Origin of the sequence: Candidatus Poriferisodalis sp. (assembly GCF_965262965.1) — a bacterium.
Classification (GTDB): Bacteria; Actinomycetota; Acidimicrobiia; order Acidimicrobiales; family Poriferisodalaceae; genus Poriferisodalis.
The window spans coordinates 2,052,367-2,078,961 of record NZ_OZ253573.1; the positions used below are offsets into that span (position 1 = coordinate 2,052,367).

Sequence of the window (26,595 nt, forward strand, 5' to 3'; positions counted from 1 at the left end):
ACATAAGCACTTGCAGAACACGCCTCAGACGCATTGCGTCGCAGCGGTCGCACGGTGCGGTACCTGCGATCGATGCCTGAAGCGTCACGAAAGGGGAGACAAATTCTCATGTCTGCAAATGCAAGCGTGGCCGGGCGCCGCGCCCGAAGTCAGCCTTACCGACTCGTCGTCGCACTCATCGCACTCGGGCTGACGCTGGCAGCGTGTGCCAGCAGCGATGATGCCGCCGAACCGGCGACCGAAACCGCAGCGGCCGTCGAAGCGGGCACTGCCGACACTGCTGCGGAGGCCACTGAGACCACGACGGCCGACATGGCGGACGACGAGGCCGCTGCGCCTGTGGAGACGGAGCCGATCCGTGTCGGCAGTCTCCTTGACGAGACGGGGCCGTTGAACATATACGGCACGCCGATGGCGGACGCGACCCGGCTCGCGATCGCTGACATCAATGCGAAGGGCGGCGTGCTGGGCCGTCAGCTCGAGCTCGTGGCGCTCGACTCGAAGTCTGATCAGAACGAGTACATCACCGGAGCCGACCAGCTGGTTGCCCAAGACCTCGCCGTGGTTCATGCCGGCATCACCAGCGCGTCGCGTGAGGCGATTCGGCCGATCTTCGACGAGGCCGAGTTGCTGTACTTCTACAACGTCCTCTACGAGGGCGGCGTGTGTGACCGCAACACCTTCGTCACCGGCGTGGTGCCGACGCAGCAGCTGCAGGTGCTGATCCCGTGGGCTATCGAGAACATGGGGCCACGCCTTTACGTGCTGGCTGCGGACTACAACTACGGCCAGATCTCGGCCGACTGGGTCCGTGAGTACGCGGCTGCCAACGGCGGCGAGATCGTGGGAGAAGACTTCTTCCCCCTCGACGTCGCCGAGTTCGGCACGACGATCTCTGAGGTGCAAGACGCCAGCCCCGACGCAGTCGTGTCGCTGCTGGTCGGCGGCGCCCACATGTCCTTCTACAGCCAGTACGCAGCCGCCGGGGTCAACGCCGACATCCCCATCGTGTCGACGACGTTCGGTCTGGGCAGCGAACAAGTCGCACTCGATGGCGCCTCGTCTGAGGGCATCGTCGTCGCCTACCCGTACTTCGAAGAGCTCGACACCGCAGTGAACGCGGAATTCGTCGCTGCGTGGCAGAACGAATTCGGCAGCGACTACCCCTACATCACCGATCTTGCTGTCTATGTCTGGGAGGGGTGGCACCTGTGGGCTGACGCCGTGAACGCCGCGGGGACCCTGGACCGCGACGCAGTGATCGCACAACTCGAAAGCGGTGTCAGCTTCGGCAGCCCGAAGGGCGAGGTGACCATGGACGGCGGTTCGCACCACCTGATCCAGCCGGTGAGCCTGGCCCGGGCCAATGACAGCAACGGCTTCGATGTCTTCGAGACGTTCGACAACATCCCGCCGTCGTTCGAACAGGACAGCTGCGATCTGATCGCCAGCCCCGACACGAACGAGCAGTTCACTCCCTGATCTCGCTCGACGGCACCTGCGGTATGCAGTAGCGGGAAGGCGCCAACACCCCTCGGCGCCCTCCTGCGACTGCCGTATCGACCTGAAGAACAACGGAGCACGCCGAGCCGATGGCCTTCGACCGACTCTTCAACCTCGGCTTCGATCTCGCCACGACGATCTCGATTCTGGCCTTGGTGTCCATCGGTCTGGCAATTACCTTCGGCATGCGGGGGATCATCAACCTCGCTCACGGTGAGTTCATCATGCTGGGGGCTTTCACCACGCTCAGCGGGGTTCGCAACGGCCTCAACATCTGGATTGCGATGCTGGCCGCAGCCGTAGCGGTCGGTGTGTTCGGCATCATCGTCGAGCGGTTGCTCATCCGATGGCTCTACGCCCGCCTGGCCGACACGATGCTGGCGACCTGGGGCCTTTCGTTGATCATGGTGCAGGTCATCGAGAACCTCTACGGATCGGTGACCGAGGGCATCGCGGTGCCAGTCGGCAATTTCAACGTCGGCAGCTATTCGATGTCGACCTACAACCTCGTGCTGATGGGGGCCGCTGCTGCGTGTGTGCTGGTCACCTACGCCGTCATGCACCACACCCGCTACGGGCTGCATGCGCGAGCGTCGGTGCAGTCGCCCACCATGGCCGAGAGCCTCGGCGTCAACACGTCCCGAGTGAACATGTGGACGTTCGGGTTCGGCGCAACGCTGGCCGGCGCCGCAGGTGCGCTGCTGGCTCCGCTCGTCGGCGTCATCCCGACCATGGGCCAGACATTCGTGGCCCGTTCATTCATGACGGTGATCGTCGGCGGTCCGGCATTCGTCGCCGGGCCCGTGTCGGCCAGCGGACTGCTGGGGTTCATTGAGAACCTCAGCACGAATTGGTTCACGCCCGTAATCGGCCAAGCCATGCTGCTGATCGCGGCGATCGTCATCCTGCGGTTCATGCCCCAAGGCCTCACCGGCCGTCGGAGCTTGCGGTGAACGCCTTGCTGGCGCGGCTCGGCGCACCAGGCGGGGGAACCGCACATGGAAGGTTGCGCACGGACCTTGCCGGCGCCACCGCTGCCTTTGTTGTAGCGGCAGTCCTGGCGAACTTGGTGCAGGAATTCACCGCGTTCGAGTGGTCACTGTGGGCTACCCAGGCGATTCTCGCGCTGTCGCTGACGCTCGTGTGGGGACAGGGCGGCATCTTCAGCCTTGGCCAAGCAGCCATCTACGGCATCGGCGGCTACACCTACGGGTTCTGGGCCATCAACTTCGCTGACAACACCGGCGAGACGATCACCGCAGTAGTTGCCGCAGTCGTCGTCGGGTCGATTTTCGCAGCACTGCTCGGCTACTTCATGTTCTACGGCAACGTCACCGACGTGTACGTGGCGATCATCACTCTGGCCACGAGCCTGGTGCTGTTCGCATTCGTGAACTCGACGTCGGGCACCGCGTACCGCATCGGCGACGCCCCCTTCGGCGGATACAACGGAATGACTCGCATTCCTCGCCTCACATGGCGGCTGCCAGGCGCTGAAAGCCACGTGCTCACCCGGACCCAGTTCTTCTTGGTATGCGTCGCTGCTGGACTGCTCATCGCCGTGATCATCCGGGTCATCTCGCGACGGCCGTTCGGGCGGATCGCCGTCGCCCTGCAGCACAACGAGCTGCGCACAGAACTGCTCGGCTACGACGTGCGCTGGCACAAGCTGGCGCTGTTCACCATCGGCGGGTCAATCGCAGGACTTGCTGGCGCCTTGTTTGGAGCGTGGGGCCGGTTCATCAGTCCGCCGGTGTTCTCGCTCGCACCAGCGGCACTGGTGGTGATCTGGGTACTGGTAGGCGGCCGCACCAGCGTCGCCGGAGCGTTTGTCGGCGTGCTGGTCGTCAAGGGCTTCTCGTCCTGGTTCGGCGGGGCGAGCGGCGACAACGAACCGATCGTTCTCGGACTGCTGCTGATCGTGATCGTGCTGGCATTGCCCGGCGGGATCGTTCCCAGCTTGGGCCGCGTCCGAACCTGGTTCCGGAACCGTCTAGCCGGCAGTGCGCGTCAGCACGCTCACCAAGACGCGGCGGCGGAAGACGACGCAGTTGACCGCGGCTTCGCGGCTGAGTCCGAGCTGCGCGACACCATCGAGCAGCCGGCGCGCCGTATCGCAGCTCGCGACGTCACGAGACGGTTCGGCGGACTGGCGGCGGTGGACGATGTCACGTTGGAGTTCCCGCCACGAGGCGTGTCGTGTCTCATCGGACCCAACGGCGCCGGCAAGAGCACGCTGCTCGCACTGCTGTCCGGTCAGCTGCGCGCCACATCGGGATCGGTGACGCTCGACGACCATGACCTGACGAAGTGGCACCCCTACCGCAGAGCCCGCAGCGGCATCGGCATCAAGCTGCAAGTCGCTTCGATCTACAAGGCGTTGACGGCACGAGAGAATCTCTGGCTCGCGTGCTACGCAAAGACTCGAAGCATCGAATCGGCCCGGAACCGTTCCGCGGAACTGCTTGAGTGGCTCGGGCTCAGCGACGACGCTGAGCGTCCCGCGGGCACTCTGTCCCACGGCCAGCAGCAATGGCTGGAAATCGGCATGGTCGTCGCCGGAGATCCAGGCATCGTGCTGCTCGACGAGCCGACAGCGGGAATGACGCGAGATGAGACCGAGCGCACCGCCAGCCTCGTAACCGAATTGGGCGAACAGGCATCCGTCATCGTCGTCGAGCACGACATGGAATTCGTGCGCCAGCTTGAAGCGCCGATCACCGTGCTCCACATGGGAGCAGTGTTCGCTCAAGGCACCTTCGAGGAGCTGTCAGACGACGAGCGCATCATCGACATCTACCTGGGAGGGAGCCACGCCGATGCTGCAAGCGACTGATCTGCGTGCCGGGTACGGAACCGCGGCGGTCCTCCACGGCGTCGACCTGTCCCTCGAAGCCGGAGAGCGCATTGCCGTACTCGGACGCAACGGCGTCGGCAAGACGACACTGATGCGAACCATCAGCGGCGCTGTCGGCTGCACCGGCGGGAATCTGACTTTCCAAGGCACCGATCTCACCCCACTCAAGCCCTACGAACGTGCCCGCATGGGAATCGCCCACGTGCCACAAGGCCGGGACATTTTTCCGAACCTCACCGTGGCAGAGAACCTCAAAGTGGGTGCCGCAGCAGCCGGGCGCTCCAGCAACAGCAGCCTCGACGAGATCTACGACGAGTTCCCCCTGTTGGCGACTTGCCGCCGAGCCAAGGGCGGCAGCTTGTCCGGTGGCCAACAGCAGATCCTGGCGCTCGCACGCGCACTCGTCTCCGAGCCCAGGCTGCTGCTGCTCGACGAGCCCTCCCAAGGGATTCAGCCGTCGATTCTCGATCAGATCGCAGAGATCATCGACCACATCAACTCCAAGCGCGGCATCGCCGTCCTCGTCGTGGAGCAGAACCTCGACTTCGCCGCCCGCATCGCCCGCCGCGGTCTGATCATGGACAAGGGCGAGATCATCGAAAGCCTCGACATTGCGGAGCTTCGCAACGACCGCCAACTTCAACGCAAGTTCATGGCCCTGTAGTCGCCAGTCAGACGATCCAGACACGAGGTTCGTAACCACATGCAATTCACCGACGAGCAGAATCAATTCAGGTCCGTCGTGCGCGACTTCGCGAACGCCGAGATCGCCCCCTTTGCGGCGCAATGGGATCTCGACCACACCTTTCCGACGAACACCGTCCAGGCCATGGGCGATCTCGGGCTGTTCGGTCTCATATTCCCGGAGGAATACGGCGGAGCAGGGGCGGATTTCACGACTCTCTGCATCGCCATCGAGGAAATCGGTCGTGTCGATCAATCATTGGGAATCACCCTCGAAGCGGGCGTCTGCCTCGGCGCCAAGCCCATCTTCGAGTTCGGATCAGACGCGCAGAAGCACGAGTACCTGCCCGACTTAGTGGCTGGCCAGGCGCTCGCCGGGTTCGGCTTGACGGAGCCCGACGCCGGCTCGGACGCCGGCGCGACCAAGACTCGCGCGGCGCTCGACACCTCGGGCGGTCAGCCGCATTGGGTGATCGACGGATCGAAATGCTTCATCACCAACTCAGGCACCGAAATCACCAGCCTGGTCACGGTGACGGCCCGCACCACCGAGGGCATCTCGACCCTCATCGTTCCCTCGGGCAGCGCTGGCTTCGTCGTGGAGCCGGCGTACCACAAGATGGGATGGCACGCATCGGACACCCATGGGCTGCGCTTTGACGGATGCCGAGTGCCCGAATCCAACCTGCTCGGGGCGCCCGGCCGCGGGTTTCAGCAGTTCTTGGCGACTCTCGACGACGGGCGGATCGCCATCGCGGCACTGGCAGTGGGGCTGATCCAAGCCTGTCTCGAAGAATGCACGGCGTACGCGAATCAGCGGACCGCGTTCGGCAGGCCGATCGGCAGCAACCAAGCAGTCGCGTTCAAGTGCGCCGACATGGCGGTAGCTGCGGAAACGGCTCGACAGGTGACCTACGCGGCGGCGGCGCGCAAAGACGCAGGACTGCCGTTCAAGAAGGAAGCAGCCATTGCCAAGCTCTACGCGACAGAGGCAGCCGTTTCGGCGACCCGCGAAGCGACGCAGATCTTCGGCGGGTACGGCTTCATCGACGAAACCCCAGTGGCGCGGTTCTACCGCGATGCGAAGATCTTGGAGATCGGCGAAGGCACTAGTGAGATCCAGCGAATCGTGATCTCGCGCGAACTCGGTCTGGTGCGCCAAGACTAGCAAAGGAGCACGGGTGTCACAGGAAGCGGCGTCATGAACGAGCGAGTCGACCGCTTCAACACCCGCTCCGGGCGTCTCATTGAGCTGGGGGTCATGGGCGTGGTCGAGATCAACGACGGGCTGATCACGTTCTGGCGTGACTACTTCGACAATGACGGCTACATGCGCCAGGTCCGCGGCAGCTTTGCGATCCGCTAAAGCTCGGCTGTCACGAGTCGCCGCGTCAGGCCGACGGCTGCATTGGCCTTGTGGCCGTGTGCGGGCATCTCGCTGTGATCAGTCGCCGACGTAACGGGCTCGAAAGCGGAAGCGAAGCGGCTCCTCGTGGTATTCCTCCAGAGCGTGAGCGATCCAGCCGACGGTGCGCGCAATCGCGAAGATGGCCTCGCCGGCCTCGGGTTGCATGTCGGCCAGGTATGTCAGGGCACCGAGCGCAAAGTCCACGTTGGCGATGCCGTCAGTGCGGTCGGCCGCGAGGTTGTACACCTCCAGCACCGTTTGGAGGCGTTGATCCGTGGGCCAAGCGCCGGCGACGGCTTCCAGCAGCGCTCCGCATCGAGCATCTCGTCGCTTGAGCGTGATGTGGCCGAACCCTGGGGTGCTCCTGAGCGTTCGCTGCGCGTCACCGAGCGCACGGGCCGCACCGCCGCTGCGTGCGGCTTCGGCGAAGAGACGGTGGACCGGAGCGCTTGCAGCGCCGTGTAGGCGCCCACCGAGCACACCGAGGCCAGCAGTGATGACCGAGTATGGATCGGCGCGCACGGACGCCGCGACGCGAGCCCCCAGCGTGGAACTCGCCATGCCATGTTCGAGCAGCAGCACCAGAGCGCGGCTCAATGCGGACCGTCGCCGCTGGCCCGCCCGTCGTCGCGCCAGGCGGCACCACAACACGTCGGCAACGCCGTCACCCTGAAGCGAGCAGCGACGCTGTAGCGACATCACCATCATCCGCACCGCTCGACGGCCAGCCGTACGCACGGCTGCCGGCGAGAGATCGTCGCGCAGGGGGTCCGTGGCAGAAGCCAGCGCTACCCCGATGCGAAGCCGATCCATGAGGGGCGTATGCCCCGAGAGTCGGGACTGGACGTCGTCGAGAAGTTCGCCGGCATCGTCGACGGACGGCCAGCGTTCTTCTGCGCCTGCCTGCCATACCCGATCCGCGGCATCTTCGAACGTTGACAGTGCGGCCTCTGCCACCAGGTCGCGACCGCGCACATGCAGGCCTTCGTCGGTTAGACGGGCGATCCGTGTCGACACGAGCGTGGCGAACTCTCCGTCTGATCGGTGCCGCTGACGCAGGCGATCAATCTCTCCAGGGTCGAAGCGCGACCTCCGGCCGTCGGCGTCGAGCGCCCTGTGCAGCAGGCCCCGGCTCACATAGGCGTAGAGCGTCTCGCGTTTGACGCCGAGGCGGACGGCTGCCTGCTCGGTTGTCAGCCAGTCATCCATGTGTGTGGCTTCTTCTCAGCCAGCGCCACACAGCGACGTCGGGTGTGGAGCGAAGCAACGTTGACATTGATCAATATTGTCGATGTACATAGATACACATACCCTCGCCGCCATGAGTGCAGAATTCGTTCCCGCCGGTGCCATCGCCCCGCCTGGCTTGAAGGGCTTGATTGATCGTCGCCGATACGGCGATCGGCACGGTCCGAGGCGACGAGGGCTGGTACCACTACCGAGGCCACGACGCCACCAAACTCGCACGCTCGGCGTCATTCGAGGCAATCGCGTGCTTGCTGATCGACGGGGTGCTGCCCGAGTCCGGTGAAAAGGCCGCTTTCGCAGCTGAGTTGGCGGCCTACCGGGCGCTGGCATCCGAGGCTCGCGACCTAGTCGTCAGGCTGTCGCGTACGGATCTCGACACGCTGGCCGTCCTGGCCAGTGTGCTGCCGCTGGTCGTCGATCCGCGACCGACGATCGACATGACCCATGCGCAGCGCCGCCGAGCAGTACTGCAGGCAATCGGAGCTGCGCCGACGGTCCTCGGCACCGTCAACAGGATTCGGTCAGGAGGCGAGCCAGTCAGTCCCGATCACACCCCCTCGTATGCAGCGCACTACCTGAGATCAGCGCTGGGTGAGACTCCGCGAGCAGTCCATGCGAAGGCGGTCGAGACCTATCTGAATCTCACTGCCGAGCACGGCTTCAACGCCTCGGCGTTCACCGCCCGGGTCATCACCAGCACCGGTACGTCCGTCGCAGGCGCAATCGCCGGCGCTCTGGGAGCGCTGTCGGGCCCGCTCCATGGTGGCGCCCCGAGCCGCGTTCTCGACATGCTCGACGTCATCGGCGACCCTGCGAACGCTCGGGCATGGGCGTCGGCCGAGCTCGATGCCGGACGCAAGCTCATGGGATTCGGTCATGCCGTCTATCGGGCCGCAGATCCCCGCTCGGAGACACTCAAGCAGGTCGCGTTGGGGCTCGGTGGCGAACTCGTCGAGCGGGCAATCGCCATCGAGGCCGAAGTCCTGGCGTTGCTCGATGAGTATCGGCCAAGTTCTGTCATCGTCACCAACGTGGAGTACTACGCCGCCGTCGTTCTGCATCTCGCCGGGCTCCCCCAAGACGCCTTCACCCCGACGTTCACCGCAAGCCGAATCGTCGGCTGGGGCGCCCACATTCTTGAACAGGCCAATGACAACAAAATCATCCGGCCGAGCGCGCGGTACGTCGCGATGTGTGATCCAGCCGGGGCACACAGCCGATGGGCCCGAAAATCACAGGCTCCCACCTGTGGCGCGCCATAGATTGAGCCTCAGCCTCGCCGCCGGGCTGAAACGGCGTGCCTGCCTCACCACACTGCCCACGAGACCGCTCCCCTGCCGAGCCTTGCCGACTCTCTCGCAGTGGTCCAAGGGCGCCCGTCGGGGAGGCCGCCCGGCCCCGCGCCTGCACATGCTTACACTTGAGGAGAAACCCGTGGCCATCGACGAGATCGAACGGAATGCACTGGTGAACAAGCTCGTTACCACACTCGGCGAAGATCCCGCTGCCACCCTCATGAAGACCGTCTGGCCCCAAGGCACCGACAATCTCGCCACCAAAGACGACCTGCGCAAATTCGCCACCAAAGACGACCTGCGCAAATTCGCCACCAAAGACGACCTGCGCAAATTCGCCACCAAAGACGACCTGCGCAAATTCGCCACCAAAGACGACCTGTGCAAATTCGCCACCAAGGACGACCTGCGCGCGCTCGAGGAACGCATGCGCGCCTACGTCGACAGCGCAATCGCTAGGCAAACCCGCACGATGATGCTGACCATGGCAGGGTTCATGACGGCCCTGATGGCGCCGCTGTACGCAGGGCTGCTCGCCTAGACCTTCCTATCGGGACTTCTTGAGGAAATGGGCGCCTCGGACGGCGAGGGTGCTGCCACAGGATCTTGCGAGACCTGAGAGACTGAGCGCCGTGGCACACAACGTTCTCGGCAGTGAGCTGCAGCCCTGCTCATATGACCCGCTGACGGGCTGGTTCCGGGATGGCTGCTGCAACACCGACTCGGGCGACCACGGAGTCCACACGGTGTGCGTCGTGATGACCGCTGAGTTCCTCGAGTTCTCCTCAGCGGCTGGCAACGACCTGTCGACGCCGCAGCCGGCGGGCGGCTTCGGTGGACTGTCCCCCGGTGACCACTGGTGCCTGTGCGCGGCCCGCTGGACCGAGGCACTCACCGCGGGAGCCGCACCCCAGGTCGTGCTGGAAGCAACCCATGCCCGCACCCTGGAGTGGGCGAACCTCAGTGACCTCGAGGCCCACCGCTTCAGCGGCGACCCAGTCTGATCCGCGCTCGCATCATCCGTGCCGGCAGCACTTTGCTGCGCGGCGTCACTCCGCGTCGGCACTGCATCGTGGGACTTCTCGGCCGACGGCGTGCATCAATCGATGGAAGCGAGCCTGGAACGGCTGGGGCGCAGCTCCGTGCGCAGATGTCAACACCGGAATGTGTGCGCATGAGTTCGTCGATCGCTGTACGAACCTCGGAGAGCACCGCGCTCGCCGAACGTCCGCGACCGGTGGGGTTCTCGTGATCAAGCGTCGACTTGCCTCCGCTGCCGAGCCGGTGGGCATCCAGGTGATCCTGAAGGTCGTTGACTTGGTTGACTGCCAGCTTGCCGTGGTCCCAGGACATCACGACCCTTAGCGAAACGACAATCGAATAGACTTGGGCTCCACCGCGGCTGCTCGTGACGCCGAATCCGCTACGGCCCGAACCGCGAGTAGGGCTGTGCCCTTGGCTGCCCAGTCCCGTGAAGATCCGGCGCCGTAGTCAGCCCCACAGGCTGGAAAACGCGTTCAACGTTTCCGCAATGTAACCGTCCGTTGGTGGTGCCTATGGGTCCGTGAGTCACGGTGACGACCGGTGCATCAGGGACGGTTGAGGCGACTGTAGTGGTATCGGTGCTGTCGCGCATCTTGTAGCTTGTCTGCCGACATCTGTAGCGGCGGATCGCGGTGCAGTGCGTCCGGCAATTAGGCGCGTGCTCCGGGCGCTTCTTCTGTCGGCACAGATGCGGCCGATCCCGATTTGCGATCAAGTATCCCCACTGGCCTTCCGGCTGTCCATGGCGTAGCCGTCGTTCATATGGAGACAGCAATGAACCGACTCGCTCACCATCCCGAAACGGCTGCTCTGTTGGCCGGGCGCAGCGCCGAAGGCGGACTGGCGCCTGGACTCGAGCCATCCACAGCGTTCGGGGCGGCGGACGCGGCGGATGCCGCGCGCAGAGCCGTACGTCCCCGTGTCACCGATTTCTACGGGAGGTACGGCAATCCGACGGTGCAGGCATTCGCCGACGCCGTGGCCGAACTGGAGGGTGCCGAGGCAGCCATCTGCAGCTCCAGCGGAATGGGCGCCATCTCGACGGTGGTGCTCGGGATGTGCTCGCAAGGAAGCCATGTGGTCACCCAGCGTCAACTGTTCTCTGGCACGTTGCAGCTCTTCAACCAGGTATGTCCGCGATTCGGGATCGACGTCACCTTTGTGGATGTGGACCAAACCGAGGCATGGCTGGCCGCCGTCGAGCCGGGCCGCACGACATTGGTCTTCGTCGAGACGCCCAGCAACCCGACGCTTGCCCTGGCCGATCTCGATGCGTTGGGCGCCATCGCCGGCCCGATCACCGTGGTCGACTCGACGATGGCCACGCCGCTCATCCAGCGTCCTCTGGACTACGGAGTGGACCTCGTGGTCCACTCGGCCACCAAAGCACTGTCGGGCCACAACGACGCCACTCTCGGGGTGATTGCCGGCGAGAAGACGCTGGTCAATGAACTGTGGGGCTATGCGGTGGTGCAGGGCAGTTCGGCGTCGGCGTTCGACAGCTGGAATGCGCTGCGCGGCCTCAAGACACTCGGGGTCCGCATCGAGCGCCAGTGTGCGAATGCTCTGCAAGTTGCCAGCATTCTCAGCGCCCACAGCGCCGTCGCCGAGGTGTTCTACCCCGGACTCGACCGGCATCCTCAGCGCGAACTCGCGGCCAGACAGATGGCATCGGGCGGAGGCTGCGTCACCCTCGAGTTCGTAGGAGGCTACGAGGCAGCCTGCACATTTGTGGATGCGCTGCATCTGGCCTACTTGGCGCCTTCACTGGGTGGTCCCGAGACGCTCGTCAACCATCCTGCGTCGATGACGCATGCCCAGCTCACACCCACTGAGCGTGCAGCAATCGGCATCGGCGAGGGGATGATCAGGATGTCGATGGGACTCGAGCATCCCGACGACGTGACAGCCGACATCTGCTCGGCACTGCAGGCTGCACACACCTGCTCGTGATCGCCACACTGCGAAGTCTCGGACCGGCATAGGGCTGACCGGACCCGCCGCAGCTAATTCCTGACTAATTCGATCATATTTGTCGGTAATATAGCTGCCGCCTATGTCAACACCCGTGTCAACACCCGCCACGTCCCTTGACAACTGGCACTCGTACCCCGTGTACCTCGACCTTCGCGGCCGTCGGGTGTTGGTGGTCGGCGCAGGCGTCGTGGCCGCACGCAAGATCGAGCGCTTGGTGCCCACTGGTGCGGCAGTCACCGTCGTGGCGCCGACTGCGGTCCCCGCAATCGCCGAGCGAGATGACGTGCGATGGCACCGCCGGCCCTACCAGCAGGGCGAAGTGGCGGGCTACCGGCTGGCGTTCACCTGCACGGGCGAACTCGAGGTGGACGCGCAGGTGTTCGCAGACGGCGAAGCGAGCGGCGTCTGGGTCAACTCGGCCGACGACATCGACAATTGCTCGTTCATCCTGCCGGCTGTAGCGCGACGAGGCACGCTGTCTGTCTCGGTCAGCACGCAAGGCGTCACTCCGGCGCTGGCGTCGTGGCTGCGCAGCCGCTTCCAGCGTGAACTCGACGACGGCGCAGGAGAACTCGCTCGGCTCTTGAGCGCTGCACGGGCTGAACTGCGCGCAGCTACAGGGTCGTCGGAGCATCCGGGCTGGCGGGAAGCCCTCGACGACGGCCTCCTCGACGCCGTCAGGGCTGGCCGGGGCGAGTGGGCACGTCGGCGGCTGCGCGCCGCCCTCGGCCTTGACGCAGCCGCTGACGACACGGACACCGCCGCCGACGCAGGGCAGGCGCAAGCGGTGGCGCTTCGATGACGGTGCATCTGGTCGGCGCAGGGCCCGGCGACCCGGACTTGCTGACGATGCGGGCAGCGCGACTGCTGGAACGGGCCGATGTGGTGATCCATGACCGGCTCGTCGGATCGGGCGTGCTCGATCTCATTCCGTCGGGAACACTGCTGGTCGATGTCGGCAAGCGGCCGGGCGATCCGCGTCGCGCCCAGGCCGATCTCAACGCCCTGCTGGCCCACTACGCGGCTCTCTACGAGGTCGTTGTCCGGCTCAAGGGCGGCGACCCTTATGTGTTCGGCCGAGGCGGCGAGGAGGCCTTCGCGTTGCTCAACGCCGGTCATCACGTGGAAGTAGTGCCCGGCCTGTCGAGCGCTATTGCTGCTCCCGCGGCCGCCGGCATCCCGCTGACCCATCGAGGCCGATCGCATGGCTTCACCGTTGTGACGGCTGCCAGCGCCCACGACGTGGCGGGCGTGGACTGGCTTGGAATCGCCCGGCTCGATCACACGCTGGTGGTGCTCATGGGGGTGCGCTTGGCGCCTCACATCGCCACGGCGCTGATCGCAGGCGGCCGGTCGCCCGATGAGCCGGTCGCGGTGATCGGCTCAGCCACAACCGCATGTCAACAGGTGGAGCGCACCACCCTTGCCCGGCTCGCACAGGTCCGAGTTCCCGCCCCGGCAATCATCGTGATCGGCGATGTCGCGGGTTTTGAAGGGTTGCCGGTGTGGCAAGGCGACCATCTCACCACCCACCACGGCACTGCCCACGACAGCACTGCTCACCACGGCGCCCTCGGAGGCACAGCATGACCATTCTCGACCGGCCAGCTGCTCACCAGCGGCCCATACCATGCGACACGGAGCTCGCCGAGCCGTTCCTGGGCGACATCGTCAAATGGGAGTCGATCACCCAGCAGTACTTCGGCGGTCACATCGACGAGGACGTGTACAAGACGTATCGACTGACCAACGGCGTCTACGGCCAGCGCCAAGGCGGACGCAACCAGATGGTGCGCATGAAAGTGCCGTACGGGTCGATTCGGCCCGAGCAGCTCGAGATGATCGGCTACCTCGCCGAGCACTACAGCCGGGGCTGGGCCCACATCACCACACGTCAGAACTTGCAGATGCACTTCGTGCAACTCGGCCAGATCGGCGAAGTGCTGCGGCTGCTGGCGAGTGTGGGCCTCACGACGCGGGAGTCGTGCGGAGATACGGTGCGCAACATCGGGGGCTGCCATCTGGCCGGTGCGTGCCCGTATGAGATTCTGGACATCTCGCCGTGGGCCGAGGCCGCATACGAGCACTTCGTGCGCAACCCCATCGCCCAGCGGCTTCCCCGGAAGTTCAAGATCAACTTCTCGGGCTGCGACACCGATTGCGGCCAGGCCATGTTCAACGATGTCGGTGTTGTAGCGGCCGTCGATATGAACGAACACGGCAAGCCCCAATCCGGCTTTCGGGTGTATGTGGCTGGAGGCCTTGGGGCCAACCCCCATGCCGCGCTGGCATTGGAGGACTTCACTCCACGCGAAGACCTGCTGCCGACGATCGAAGCGATTCTGCGGGTCTTCGACCAAGCGGGCAACCGCGACAACAGGCTCCGCGCCCGCATGAAGTGGCTCGTGGACACGCTGGGTATCGACGAGGTCCGACGTCGGGTGCTCAGCATCCGCCGAACGCTGATTGCGTCGACGAGCTGGCCCGGCGGGCTTCCCGATGCCGTGGTGCTCGAGGGCGACGAGCCTGCGGGGCAGGCATCGGACGGTGTCAGCCTCGTGGGCCACGGCGCTGCATCGGTCCCTGTGACCATTGCTGCCCGCCGCCCGGTCGACGGGGCGAGCGAGTACGCCGACTGGGAGCGGGTCAACGTGGTGCGCGGCACCACCAACGGCACCGTGTCTGCCTACGCACATGCCCCCCTCGGCGACATCACCACGGCACAGTTCCGCGCCCTCGCAGACGCCCAGCGCGCCCTGGGGGCAAGCGTGCGGCTGACGAATCGTCAGAACCTCGTCTTCCGAGACCTGCAAGAGCATCAACTGGGAGACCTCTACCGCCGGCTCGCCGAGATCGCCATGGCCTCCGCCGGCGCCGAGCTGCTGCGCGATGTGGTGGCATGCCCGGGTGCCGACACGTGCAATCTGGCAGTGACCCAGTCGAGAGGGCTGGCAGAAGCGATCACCGATGCGCTCGAAGAAGCCGGGCTGGCCGAAGTGCCAGGGCTTCGCATCAACATCTCGGGCTGCATGAACAGCTGCGGTCAGCATCATGTCGCGGACATCGGCTTCTTCGGCATCGAGCGGCGCGTCGAGGCCAAGTCGGCACCCGGGTACCAGTTGCTGCTCGGTGGTCATGTCGGCCAAGAGCAGATCAAGTTCGGGTCCCGGGCGCTGCGACTGCCCGCCAAGAATGCGCCGCACGCGGTCGTGCGAATCGTCGAGCGCTATGTGGGCGAGCGGGATGCAGGCGAGACGTTTGCAACCTGGCTCGAGCGAACGGGCGGCGCATCAGCGGTGGCGCGCAGCCTGCGAGATCTCGATCGCTTCGACACCGAGGAGCACTTCGCCGACTACAACGAGACGGGTCCCTTCGCGGTTGCCGTCGGCGAGTCCGAGTGCCTCTGAGCGAGGGACGGCGAACTCCATCGGTGGTTGCAAGTGAACGGTCATGATGACCGTTGCCAACATATGCAGCCGACCGATGGAGGTGTCGAGTATGGCAGCGAGGCTGAGTTTGGATGAGCGGGTGTTCATCGAGTCGTCGCTGGGGGCGGGCCGCAGCGTCGCGGACGTAGCGCGGCGGCGGCGGACCTGCGCGAGGCGGGTATGAGCGTGTGCGCGCAGACGATCTATCGGGCGTGCTACGCGAACGACGCGCGCAGCGGCCTGCCCGCCGGCACCTGGGCGAAGCTGCCGCGGCGCTGCCGGCGCCGTCGGCCGCGAGATGGCCCGCTGGGCCGACGTCGAAGCCGCGCTCGGCATCGAGGTGTTGTTCTGCGAGCCGCGCTCGCCGTGGCAGCGACCCACCAACGAGCACACCAACGCACTGCTGCGCCGATGACCCCCCAAAGGCACCAGCCTCGACATCGCACAACCGCGGCTCTCGGTCATCGAGGACAAACTCAACCACATGCCCCGCCGATTCCACCACTGGGCATCAGCACACGACATCTACACTCAACTCACTTGCAACCACCGGTAGAGCTTGCCGTTTCGAAGTCCCGTTTTCCGCAACTGCCGCACACCCAGTCCGGTCCGTTGTCTCCGGGTACGAACACGCCACCGCACATGCATCGCTCTTCATCGTCATCCGCGGTGTTCCAGATGGTGTGCAGGTCGTCGCGGGTCACGGTCAGCCACTTCAGTAGGTGTGGTTGCCGGTGTGTCCCGCGCGTCGTTGGCACGGTCTGCGGCTGCGTGCGCCGATGTGGCCGCAGCGCGGTGCTCGGTTCGAAGCAGACGGCTTGGTTGCTGCCCGAGTGGCGGCGGCTGCGTCAGGTGTTGTGCGTGTGCTGTGTGGCGGTGCATCCCTGTTGTGACTGCCGGCGAGTTCGTGCAGCCGTTCAGGGATGTCTGCGTGGCCGTCGAGATGCAGCCTCCATGCTTCCGCGAGCAGGGTGTCGCGGCGGTCGGCGACGTTCACAAGGTCGGACGCCTCGAATACCCGCACCCCGGTTTCGCTGTCATGGTGCTCTGCGAGCAAGCCGAGATCTGTGAGTCGGCTCAGAGAGCGCGCCGCTGTGCGCTTGTTCAGCCCGGAGCGTTCGACGAGGAACGGCAGCGTCGCAGCCGGCGCGGTGCGCATGACGCGCAAGATCTCAGTCGCCGAGGATCGCTGCTTCGAAGGCACTCGGTTGCATCTGTCCTCCCAGTCGGCGACGCACTCGGCGACCGCGGTTGCGTAGTCGCAGGCGACGACAACGGCATCCGCTGTGAACTCGATGCTGGTCGTCATGGAAGCGGAACGCTCATCGTCGGAACGGTCGCCGATGAACAGGCGGCTCTCTTGCAGGCTGTCGTAGTAGTCCTGTCGGCGTGCGTCGATCGCTGCTGACAGCGGCACCGGGACTTGCAAGTGGCCGTCTCGTCGCAGCACGAGATTCGTGAGCGCTCGACCGATTCTGCCGTTGCCGTCGGTGAACGGGTGGATCGTCTCGAACTGTGCATGCACGACAGCGGCTTTCACGACACCAGGCGCCCATACGGTGCAGTCCGAGATGTACTCGGCGAGGTCTTGCATCAACGCAGGCACTTCGGTGTGCGGCGGGGGCACGAAATGCGCATTCGCCGGCGTTCTGTTCCCGCTCCCTATCCACACCTGCTCGCTGCGGAGCCGTCCTGCGTCGAACTGATCCGATGTGTCCGTGAACAGGACGCGATGGAGCCGTTCGATGTCGCGGACCGCCACTTCGCTGTCGGCACGGGCAGCGAGCTTCATGGCCTCTGTGTTCATATGCACGCTGCCAAGCGTCAATCTGTCCGTGCGATCAGTCTCGGGTCGCCGTCTGCCGCGCAGAGACTCGAGAAGGCTCAGCGAGCGCATGGTGGTCCTGATGTTCTCGACGCTGCTCGTGGCGAGGCCTTCCGCACGAGTGAGAAGGAGGCGCAGCGTCTCCGAGCCGGAAACGTCGAGCCGGTTCGCATCCGCGATGCGGCTCTCGGCCAGCCTCACCAGTGCGCGCACATCGGGCTGCACCGATGGGACCCAACCATTCAGCGCGCATGGCAGGTACGCCTTGTAGGGAGACGACACTTGGCCGGTGCCGACCCAGCGGACGTAATCAAGTTCGAGGTATTGGCCCATGTTGAATAACGATCTCGAATGTTTGCGAACACGACACTAACACCACTCAACTGTCACATTCTTGTGTTCAGGTGGACAGTTCTTCTTGTGTCCCCGTTACACATGCAGCACGACCTGTCCGCATTCGGTTGACACGGACGGTGCCGACTCAGGCACTCGCTTGCTGTCGGCCGCGTGTCAGCCTGCTGCTGCGCTGACGGTTTCGGTGCCGATGGCTGGGATGCCCATGTCCTGGTAGGTGGACATCGGGAAGTAGGGCACGCCTCGTTCGTCGAAGGACCGGCAGGCATCGTCGCCCCGGTCAACGAGTGTGGCGGCCGCAACGATCTGCGCTCCGGTGGCCCGCACGCTGTCATATGCCTTCAGGATCGATCCGGCCGTGGTGACCACATCGCCGACCAGCAGAACACGGTTGCCCTCGCCGATCCGTGTGCCCTCGACGAGCCGGTTGGTGCCGCGCCCCTTGGGCTCCTTACGGATGATGCACCAGTTCGCCCCGCCCACCACCGCGATGGCGGCGCAGAGAGCGTCAGCGCCGAGCGTCAGGCCGCCGACAGTATCGAAGTCAACACCTCCCGCCCTCAGCCGCTCCGTGATGGCCTCAGCCGCTAGCCGCAACACAGTGATGTCGTCGAGGTGGGGCCATTCGTGGGTGATGTGGCTGAAGAAGCTCTCGGTCCGGGCTTGGTCGGTGGGGGTGCGGGGTTGGCGGTGGTGTTGGGCGATGGCCATCATCGCCGTATAGGCGCGGGTGTCGTGGCTGGTCATGGCCGGTCCGTTGTCGCACACGGCGAGCAGGATCGCCCGGTCTGGGTCGTCGATGTCGAGATCGAGGCGGCCCTCGGTGAGCAGCTCGTCGAGATCTTGGGCGACCAGCGCCTGGTCGAAGATGACACGCACTTGGGTGGAGGTCTGCGCGGTCGAGACCAGGGTGGCGATCCAGCAGCGCGAGACCATGTCGACGATGGCGAACACGCAGCGCCGGGCCCGCCCGAAGTGGGTGACGTCCCAGATCCAGATCCTGTTCGGCTCCCAGACCAGCCAGTGCGGCCACGGCGTCCTCGGTTGCTTCGGCGCCGGGGGCTGTTGGGGCAGCACAAGCGGGTGAGCAGCCAAAACGCGCCGAAACGTCGAGGGCGCCACCCACACCCGGCCGACATAAGAACCGCGGTGGGCAAGCTTGTGATGGGACCGGCCCGCTCAGTCCCAGCCGGATTTTCCCCGCACGATCGCCAACTCGATCGCCTGGGCCTTGACCGCCTCGGTGAGCCGGCCGATCTCTGCCTGGGCCTCTTCGAGCTCCCAGTTCCGCTCGGCGGCCGGCCGGCCCGGCCTGCGGGCCAAAGCGGCCACCGCCGCGTCGGTCACCGTGCGGCGGATGGTGACGACCGTCGACACATCGACCCCCCACCTGCGGGCGGCGTCGGCCTGAGTGATCGCCCCGCTCGTGACCTGCAAACAGATCTCCCACTTCGTCTCCGCGGACAGCTTCTCGGGCCGACGCCGACCCTCGCTGATCGTCATCTGATGCTCCTTCACGCGTCAGCGAGAACACAACCAGACTCGGTTCAATACCCAACCAACCTTCCGCGGCAAAGTCAGACGCAACACACGACCACCCCAACCACACCGTGCTCACCCGCTCGCTGCACGCTCACCTGCGCTGGCGCAACGCCAACAAACGCTCACCCGAACTGCTCGCAGCCCAACGACGCGAACGAGCCAGAACCCGCGCCGAAAAACAACACCGCTGGGGCAGACCCACCAAAGCAGCCGCATGACCAAAGCGCGCAAACGTTTGCGGACACAGCACTAGAGCAAAATCATCCTCCGGGATTCGCGACAGCTTGTGACACACCGTCCCGATTCGCTCGACAGCGTTCAGAACGTCAACGCCGTCTGCCAAGTGGGCAGCGAGCCCGTCAGCGATGATCACCAGATCCCAGGTGGGCTCGTTCAGCAGCACGTCCGCGAGCTGCTGCACCAATGGGTGCGACGCTTCCGTCTCCCCGGCCGCGCTAGTACCGGCATGCACGATGTGATTGTCCTGCGGGAATCTCCGCACGATGCGCAGAAGCAGATCAAGCGCCTCTCCGCCGACTCGGTGAGCGGCCCGCTCGAAGCAACGAGCATGCTCAACACTCTCCGAGTGCTCGTCGTATGACGCAATCATCCACGCCACCACGTCCGCTCGATGAGTCTCCGCCAGCCGAATCGCTGCCGAGCAGGCCTCCCACCACAGATTGCTGCCGGGGTCGCCCAGAGCTTCTTCGTCGCGGAATAGATCCAGCCAGCGTGGGCTCGAGATCTCGCGCAAGAAGCGCTTCACATGAACCGGTGTGCCTGAGAGACTGAGAACCTTACGCAGGTCCCCTTGGGACGGCGCGCCGATCACAGCCAAGCGCACGAGCTGTGGGTGTCGCAACTCATGCGGCAGGAACAGCTGAGCCAGCAACGCGACGCATCGCTCCCAGAGCCTTCGAGACGCTTCTACCGAACACGTGCCGTGAGCCGCTCGGTCGGCATCTGCAATCAAACGCTGGTAGTCCGCCACAGGTGCAGTACCTGTGGTCAGCGGTTCGACGCCAGCTCGCCGAATCATCAGTGAGATGAGGCGAGCTTGGTGAACACCTTCTCCCTCGTCGTGGAATTTGCGAAGTTCCTCGATCGCTGCCCGGTGTTGAATGAGATCAGGCGGCGTCGCCTCATCCGAAAGCTGTGCCGACGCTTCGTAGTTTTCGAACGTCGAGACGGACCGGTGCGACAAGCGTCGCCAACTGCCTTCCGGACCGGTGCCAGAAGCCTTGGGGATCTCTTTCAGCGCCTCCCGAATGCAGTATGCGACGACTTCACCGAGTCGGGGCACCTCAAACGTCTCTGGCCCCAGGGAACGCTCCGCAGTCTCCAGATAGTCCACCGCACGTACACCGTGGGCGCCGAACTGGACACGCAGATGACTTAACAGGCCTGGTTCAAGCCGCGTTGCACCCATATGCCGATGTTCGCATAGGGGGCGCTGCGGGCCACGGTGTGACAGGGACCCGATGGTCGGTCCAGATGGACCGAAGTCAAACACCCCTGTCAGGTAGACCTGCCTCCGCCGAAGCGAACCATCTTCATGCCACCCTGTCGCGCTCCGGCACTTGAAGCAAAGTGTTTCCGTCGGTCAGCACTCGTCGACGGACCGGAAGCCCATGCTGCAGACGATGTTGGGTTCGGCGTGGTCACCTTGCGGGACGGGGGGCACACAGAGTCGGCCGTCGTTGTGGAGGTCCACGATGAGCGCGGCGAGGTCGTCGTCGCTCCGTTCTCGCAGGGCGCGGGCGAGCCGTTGGGTAGCTGACTCATAGAGGGGACGTGCGTTGATCGCGTCCAGCGCTGCTTCGAGGTCGGCCTTGGTGACCCACAGGGTGTCGGTGAAGTTGTCGAGCTGGCCGTCGAAGCGGTTCCATATCTTGCCGCGAACGCCTTGCAGGGCGCCGCTGGTGCGGCCTGTCGGGGTGCGCAGAGCGCCGCTCAGCGCGGCTGCGACCAGGTCGTGGTGACCGTCGAGCCGTGGCGCCGACGACGTGGACGGCACGGACTCAGCAAGACGCAGCGCTTCTTGGGGAGTGACTCGCCGGCCGCTTCCGCTGGGCTCGATGAACGCGAATGCGTCGGCGCCGGCGTGGGTTTGTGTGTGGATGACGACGCCGGGTGCCGCATCGGTTGGGCTGTCTACGAGCCGTTTGGTGGCGTACACCACATTGGGCAGCGCCGCGACCTTCTCCGCCAAGTCGGGTTCAGCGTCGGCCGCGTGACGCCAGATCTCGTATGCCATCGACACGGGGTCCACTTCGTCCACGCCGGCGCCCAGCCCGAAGCCCGACGACTCGTCGAATACTCCTGAGATCACCTGCCGCTCGGAGTGGTGCCCGAAGAACGCCTCATCGGAGCCGAGCAGCTGCGCGTTCTCCCCCAGCCGGCGCAGCACGCGCCCGCGCAGCTCGATCTCTTGCTCCACTGAGGCGTCAGGCATCAACGACACCACCAGCACCTCACCGGAGCGCTGCCCAATGCGATCGACCCGTCCGGCGCGCTGCACCAGTTTGACGATCGCCCACGGCAAGTCGTAGTTGACCACGATGTGCGCGTCCTGGAGGTTCTGGCCCTCCGACAACACGTCGGTCGACACCAGCACTCGCAACTCGTCCCGCACTGGTTTCTCGTCGCCGCCGCGGCCGCTCGACGCCGGCGAGAATCGCTGCGCTACGGCGGTGGGGTCGTCGGTATCGCCGGTGACAAGCCCCGCCTCGCTGACGCCGCGCCGCACTAGCTCTGCCGACACATAGCGGGCGGTGTCGGCCGCCTCGGTGAAGATCAGCACCTTGGCGTCGGGGTGCTGGACCGTAAGCACCTCCATCAGTGCTGCGATCTTGCCGTCGCGATCCGCGTCCCAGTCTCCGAAACGGTCCAGCAGGCCGCTGATGATGTCTGCGTCGTCGCGCAGCTCGTCGACGAGATCGGCGCTGAACATGTGCGGCGGCGCCCAACGGATCGCCTTGGGGCTCTTGGCGCGCAGCTTGTCGTATGCGCTCGCCGCGGTGTCGCCATCGGCTCCGAACAGCGCAGCACCGTCGCTGTCGTCGTCTGCGCCGCTGTCTTCGGGTTCTTGGTCGGTCTCTGCTGCCCACAGCGCGTTGTCCACGGAGCCGATCGGCATGTCCAGGCCGTTCGCCAGCGCATATGCCGCCACCAGGTTCCGCAGTCGATGACGCCGAAGGGTCGCCACGAACGCCGGCCCCGACGACGACAGCCGCTTGAACATCGTGATCCTCGTGAAGCCGGCCAGGTTGCCCTGCACCGAGTTCTCGAGGTCCTCCATCAGCTGCCGCTCGTCCTTGTCGCCGGGCACGAAGTTCTCGTCGATGAAATAGCCGAGCTGGTAGCGAGGCAACCGCAGGTCGCGGATCGCGTCGAGAGTGCGATCCGAGGTCATCTCGTATGCCGGGTCGTCCTCGGTGAGATCCCATTCGACCGGCAGGGGTGTCCGCTCGGGGAAATGGAACCGCTTGCCCGTGCCGAATTCCAGATAGCGCCGCCCCTGCTCGTCGGTGAGCGCGTAGTTGTCTTCCACGAAGCGGCGCGTGCGGCGCACCATGTACTGGGACATGAGTGCTTGCCAATCCTCCACATGCTCCGACCGTCTGAACGCCGCCAGCGAAGAGGTTTGACCGTCGCACAGGTACGAGAAGTCGCCCTCGCCGATCTCGGCGATCGCCCGCTCGGGCCGCACGCCCAGATCGGCGTCGGGACGAATGAACAGCGACAGCTGCGACGCCAGATCGCCGAGCTGCTTGTTGTAGGGGGTCGCGGTCAGCAACAGCGTCCGCGAGTCGTTGTCGGTGATGTAGTCCTTGATGACCCGATGGTCCCGGCGCTTGTCGCTTCTGAGGTTGTGCGCCTCGTCGATGATGACCAGCCGATAGCGGCGGGCGTCGGGCAGGTTCTTGTGAACCATCGACAATGACTCCACCTTGCCGCGCACTTCATAGTGGTGCAGGTACGACTCCCACATCTCGGTCAGGTTCTTCGGGCAGATCACCAACGTCTCGAAGCCCTGCTCTTCTTGGAGCAGCCGGGCGATCGCGGTGTCGACGAGCGTCTTGCCGAGCCCGACCACATCGCCGATCATGGCCCCGCCCTTCTGCATCACGATCCGGGCGGCGATCTTCACCGCGGCTGCCTGGAAGTCCAGAAGCTCGTTCTGCATCGACGCCGGCAGGCCGTACTCGACAAGCCCTTCGCGTGCCTCCTGCGAGAGGTGGAAGGCCATCTTCAGATAGACCAAGTACGGGTCGAGCGGCTCTTCCGAAGCCCACGACTCCTTGAGAATCTTCGCGAGCTGAGGCGCAGCATCAGCGCTGAGCGGGTCGTTCCAGCGGTCCTCGAACCAACGAGCGAGCTTCTCGGTGGCATCGCCGTCCAACACGTCGACGTTCAGCTCGCCCTGCTCTCGCAGCCCCGAGCTCGTCAAGTTCGACGATCCGACGTACGCCACGCGAGGCGCCGCATGGTCACCGCGATGGCAGAGATACAGCTTGGCGTGCAGCCGATGAGCCATGTGCACCCGGACCTCAACGGTCCCCGACTCGATCTGGCGCAGCAGAGTCCGCAGTGCCGCTTCATCGCCATAGGTCGGCAAGCCGACCTGCAACTGCTCCCGGTACTCCCCGACTGTTTCGTTTCTCAGGCGAGCGGCACCAGCGGTGTCGATCGGAGCGGCCTGCTCAAGACGAGCCAAGCGGGTCATCTCATCGGCCGGCGCTTCGTGCATGCCGACAAGAATCCGCGCCTTTGGCCCATCGACCCGCTCCGGCAGCGCATCTACTGCCTCCGCCAATAATCCCCAGCCGCGCAGATTGAAATAGCCGATCGCTGCGTCCAACTGGTAAGACGCCGACAGCGAATCAAGCAGCTCACTTTCAGCATCAAGAACGATATTGTCGATGATCTTCGGCACAAGGACTATGCCTTGTTGCCGAAGATTGTTCTGTCGCGTAGGTTTCCGGCCTCAGCGAACGCGTTTTCAATCCCCCAAGCCTGGGCCAGAAACCCATCCGCCTCATCGGTGATTGCACGACACTCCAACATGTTGTAGCGACCTACTCGCACGCCTGCGTTCAGTTTCCACGCTGTGTGTCTTGGCATCTCGTCCTTGAGTGCCGCTGCAAGTTGATGCACTTTCCGCTTAGCATCCAGACCCAAGTGGTCAGTAGTACCTTCCGCCAACAGCTGATTCAATCCACCAGGAAAGGCCGAGAGCACTCCGTCGGTAACGTTGAACTCATCCGAGAATATGAGCCACCATAAGTAACCCCAGCGTCCGCCCAACATCAATAATGCTGCGTCCCGTTGACTCGGACTTGCAAAGGTGAATTGGCCCGAATTCTGGTGATCCTCGTCGCCACTGGTTGGAAAGGGCCCATCGGATACGCCCATCATGTACTGCGCTGTCTTCTTGAAGACCAACTTGTGCTCGGTGCCGGCTACTATTGACGAGGATAAGGGGTCGTTGGTGGACACCAATTTGGCGAACGCTTGAGCTATCAGTTCGGAATCGACAAAAGGCCAGACACTACGTCCTTTTAGTGTCCTCATGACATCAGGTGGCTTGACGTACTCGGTGGTTGAGAACAGATAGGGCCGACGCTCCGTAATCCATCGACGACATGAGGATGTGAATAGCCCACTCGAGACGTTACGAGCACCAATGAATATGCTGTTGCGCACTCTTGCTGATCCGCTGAAGAGTCCATCTGGCATTCGCGAGTACGACGACACCCACCTCGTGAAGAAATAGTCGGACAGAAACTCCCGGAGCAGCTCAAAATCCTTGTTATAGCTGAGCGAATGCATCACCACCATTGACATTCGGCCGCCATCTTTAACGAGCGTTGAAGCGCGTTCTAGACATGGTGCATAGAGATTGCGACAAGCTTGAGATCTGTAACCCACCCACTTATAGTTCTTGATCTTGGCTACACCAACATACGGTGGATTCCCGATTACGACGTCGAACCCCTCATTTCTCCAGGCACTCGGAAACTCGACGAACCAATGAAACGGCTGATTTGATTGCTTCCAGTCGTCAAAGTCAACATCCATTGCGTCAGCCCTTTTGGTGTGGAGTAGGGCGTCTGCCAATTCGCGCGCTGCCTCGAGTTGAACGTTAAGGAACTGCTTCGCCGAAGCGTGCTCGGATATGCCGGTATCTGTGGATTGGGCGACCGTGAAGGAATCAAACGCATCAGCAACACGCTCAGTTACCTCCTTGATTTCAGCGATCTTGCCTCCGAGATCCAACTGGCCCGCGCCCAGCCTCATCTCTGCGTCCTGCTGGTCTTTGATCCCCACGAGCAAGTTCCCGGTCTTGATGTTGAAGTCGAGATCCGGCAACGGTTCAATGTGGTTCTTGTCGTCGACTTGCGCTGCGAGCTTCAAGAAGAGCCTGAGTTTCGCTATCTCGGGAGCCTCGTCCATCAGGTCGACGCCGTACAGGTTGTTCAGGCACAGGGTCTTGATCATCCAGTAGCGCTCGCTGTGGTGCCGGCGTGCTTCGGCGAGGCACTCGGCTATTTCGGCGGTCTCGTTCTTGCCGTGCAGTTCGGCAGCGCGTCCGAGAACCGTTTCGTACAGTGGATCGAGAACTTCAAGAGCAGCGAACAAGAACGCGCCCGAGCCGACCGTCGGGTCGCACACCGTCAGCGACTGGAGCACCTCGAAAGCTCTGTCGCATTCGTCGGCACTGGACAGCAAGCTGAGATAGTCGGACACCAGCTCACGAAGGTCCAGATTCTCTGTAACCGCGTCGTCGATCGTCCACGGGCGATTCTGGTCCAAGAGAATCTCACGAAGCCGCTCGCAACGCTCGCGGCGATGCACAATGTCGCACCAGCGTTCGCCCGGAAGGAACAGACCGTCGGGCGGCTCCTCATCGCCGCTGTCCCAATCCTCCGGCAGCGGTTCGTCCACGCCGTGCAGGATGCTGTCGTGAATGTAGGTGTCACCGGAACCGCTCAGAAGGACGGACGGCCCCTCTAGTCCAGCAGCGGCGAACCGGTCTGCGAGCGCAGGAAGGATCGTCGAGGACGCCATGTAACCGGTCACGTCAGGCTTGGTGTAGTAGGCGCCATTCTCCTTCTGGCCAGCTTCAGTGAAGTTGATGTACTGCTCGAAGATAAAGCCGAGGATGTCCGGGTTGATCTCATTCGACGCACCCATCGGTCGCTCATCCAAGTGCCAACGCCAGTCGTCAAAAAAGTCGAACAGCGACTGGAACGCCTTGTCCGGTATCTCGACTCGATGAGTCATCTCGAGGTTGTGGGGTTCGAAGATGCCGCCATTCACATACGGGACATCGCCGATTAGGTCTCCGGCTTCGGTTCCGGAGTAGTCGGTGCTCGGGCTGCCTAGGAGACTGCTGATTTATTGGGCGCGATTTCCGCGTGCGG

Annotated in this window: 19 protein-coding genes and 2 pseudogenes; 13 read left to right on the forward strand and 8 right to left on the reverse strand. The window is 64.2% G+C overall.

Annotated features, from left to right (window positions below; all coding sequences use genetic code 11):
* Window positions 1-108: 108 nt before the first annotated feature.
* The 6 genes and pseudogenes from ACQY5K_RS09840 to ACQY5K_RS09865 all read left to right on the forward strand — a co-directional run.
* Window positions 109-1,482, forward strand: a complete 1,374-nt coding sequence (locus tag ACQY5K_RS09840; protein ID WP_428114598.1) for an urea ABC transporter substrate-binding protein — start codon at window positions 109-111, stop codon at window positions 1,480-1,482.
* Window positions 1,483-1,592: 110 nt separating this feature from the next.
* Window positions 1,593-2,456, forward strand: coding sequence for an ABC transporter permease subunit (locus ACQY5K_RS09845; RefSeq protein ID WP_428114600.1), 864 nt, complete (start codon window positions 1,593-1,595; stop codon window positions 2,454-2,456).
* Window positions 2,453-4,339 (forward strand): ATP-binding cassette domain-containing protein, encoded by a 1,887-nt coding sequence (locus tag ACQY5K_RS09850; RefSeq protein WP_428114603.1) that lies wholly within the window; start codon window positions 2,453-2,455, stop codon window positions 4,337-4,339. The genes ACQY5K_RS09845 and ACQY5K_RS09850 overlap by 4 nt, the downstream gene beginning before the upstream one ends.
* Window positions 4,323-5,024: an ABC transporter ATP-binding protein gene (locus ACQY5K_RS09855; protein ID WP_428114605.1), complete on the forward strand. Its 702-nt coding sequence runs from the start codon at window positions 4,323-4,325 to the stop codon at window positions 5,022-5,024. The genes ACQY5K_RS09850 and ACQY5K_RS09855 overlap by 17 nt, the downstream gene beginning before the upstream one ends.
* Window positions 5,025-5,063: 39 nt before the next feature.
* Entirely contained in the window at window positions 5,064-6,212 is a 1,149-nt protein-coding gene (locus tag ACQY5K_RS09860) for an acyl-CoA dehydrogenase family protein (protein ID WP_428114608.1), read from the forward strand.
* A gap of 27 nt (window positions 6,213-6,239) precedes the next feature.
* Window positions 6,240-6,410: pseudogene (locus ACQY5K_RS09865) on the forward strand (limonene-1,2-epoxide hydrolase family protein); the annotation flags it as partial.
* Between the two features lie 78 nt (window positions 6,411-6,488).
* Here ACQY5K_RS09865 and ACQY5K_RS09870 read toward each other — a convergent pair.
* Window positions 6,489-7,661, reverse strand: a complete 1,173-nt coding sequence (locus tag ACQY5K_RS09870; protein ID WP_428114611.1) for a citrate synthase — start codon at window positions 7,659-7,661, stop codon at window positions 6,489-6,491.
* 170 nt (window positions 7,662-7,831) lie between these two features.
* On the opposite strand from ACQY5K_RS09870, the gene ACQY5K_RS09875 reads away from it, so the two are divergent.
* The 3 genes from ACQY5K_RS09875 (at window position 7,832) to ACQY5K_RS09885 (ending at window position 9,999) form a co-directional block, all read left to right on the forward strand.
* Entirely contained in the window at window positions 7,832-8,962 is a 1,131-nt protein-coding gene (locus ACQY5K_RS09875; RefSeq protein ID WP_428114613.1) for a citrate/2-methylcitrate synthase, read from the forward strand.
* Between the two features lie 172 nt (window positions 8,963-9,134).
* Window positions 9,135-9,536, forward strand: coding sequence for a hypothetical protein (locus ACQY5K_RS09880; protein WP_428114615.1), 402 nt, complete (start codon window positions 9,135-9,137; stop codon window positions 9,534-9,536).
* Window positions 9,537-9,627: 91 nt separating this feature from the next.
* Window positions 9,628-9,999 (forward strand): DUF2237 family protein, encoded by a 372-nt coding sequence (locus tag ACQY5K_RS09885; RefSeq protein ID WP_428114618.1) that lies wholly within the window; start codon window positions 9,628-9,630, stop codon window positions 9,997-9,999.
* A 402-nt stretch (window positions 10,000-10,401) separates the two neighbouring features.
* Here ACQY5K_RS09885 and ACQY5K_RS09890 read toward each other — a convergent pair.
* Window positions 10,402-10,494, reverse strand: a pseudogene (locus ACQY5K_RS09890) (hypothetical protein); the annotation flags it as partial.
* Between the two features lie 319 nt (window positions 10,495-10,813).
* Here ACQY5K_RS09890 and ACQY5K_RS09895 point away from each other — a divergent pair.
* From ACQY5K_RS09895 to ACQY5K_RS09910, 4 genes are all read left to right on the forward strand, one after another.
* Window positions 10,814-11,992, forward strand: a complete 1,179-nt coding sequence (locus ACQY5K_RS09895; protein WP_428114620.1) for a trans-sulfuration enzyme family protein — start codon at window positions 10,814-10,816, stop codon at window positions 11,990-11,992.
* A gap of 103 nt (window positions 11,993-12,095) precedes the next feature.
* Window positions 12,096-12,818 carry a precorrin-2 dehydrogenase/sirohydrochlorin ferrochelatase family protein gene (locus ACQY5K_RS09900; RefSeq protein ID WP_428114622.1) on the forward strand — a complete coding sequence of 241 codons (723 nt, stop codon included), beginning with the start codon at window positions 12,096-12,098 and terminating at the stop codon, window positions 12,816-12,818.
* Window positions 12,815-13,606, forward strand: coding sequence for a uroporphyrinogen-III C-methyltransferase (gene cobA / locus ACQY5K_RS09905; RefSeq protein ID WP_428114624.1), 792 nt, complete (start codon window positions 12,815-12,817; stop codon window positions 13,604-13,606). The genes ACQY5K_RS09900 and cobA overlap by 4 nt, the downstream gene beginning before the upstream one ends.
* Entirely contained in the window at window positions 13,603-15,423 is a 1,821-nt protein-coding gene (locus ACQY5K_RS09910; RefSeq protein WP_428114627.1) for a nitrite/sulfite reductase, read from the forward strand. Before cobA ends, ACQY5K_RS09910 begins: the two co-directional genes overlap by 4 nt.
* A gap of 736 nt (window positions 15,424-16,159) precedes the next feature.
* Here the strand turns inward: ACQY5K_RS09910 and ACQY5K_RS09915 are convergent.
* The 6 genes from ACQY5K_RS09915 to ACQY5K_RS09940 form a co-directional block, all read right to left on the reverse strand.
* Window positions 16,160-17,602, reverse strand: coding sequence for a Fic family protein (locus ACQY5K_RS09915; protein ID WP_428114629.1), 1,443 nt, complete (start codon window positions 17,600-17,602; stop codon window positions 16,160-16,162).
* Window positions 17,603-17,779: 177 nt separating this feature from the next.
* Entirely contained in the window at window positions 17,780-18,751 is a 972-nt protein-coding gene (locus tag ACQY5K_RS09920) for a DDE-type integrase/transposase/recombinase (RefSeq protein WP_428114631.1), read from the reverse strand.
* 51 nt (window positions 18,752-18,802) lie between these two features.
* Window positions 18,803-19,126 (reverse strand): hypothetical protein, encoded by a 324-nt coding sequence (locus tag ACQY5K_RS09925; protein WP_428114633.1) that lies wholly within the window; start codon window positions 19,124-19,126, stop codon window positions 18,803-18,805.
* 130 nt (window positions 19,127-19,256) lie between these two features.
* Complete coding sequence (locus tag ACQY5K_RS09930; RefSeq protein ID WP_428114636.1) at window positions 19,257-20,594, reverse strand: hypothetical protein; 1,338 nt, start codon at window positions 20,592-20,594, stop codon at window positions 19,257-19,259.
* A 174-nt stretch (window positions 20,595-20,768) separates the two neighbouring features.
* Window positions 20,769-24,104, reverse strand: coding sequence for a helicase-related protein (locus tag ACQY5K_RS09935; protein WP_428114638.1), 3,336 nt, complete (start codon window positions 24,102-24,104; stop codon window positions 20,769-20,771).
* A gap of 5 nt (window positions 24,105-24,109) precedes the next feature.
* On the reverse strand, window positions 24,110-26,491 hold the full coding sequence (locus ACQY5K_RS09940) for an Eco57I restriction-modification methylase domain-containing protein (RefSeq protein ID WP_428114640.1): 2,382 nt from the start codon (window positions 26,489-26,491) through the stop codon (window positions 24,110-24,112).
* Between the last annotated feature and the right edge of the window lie 104 nt (window positions 26,492-26,595).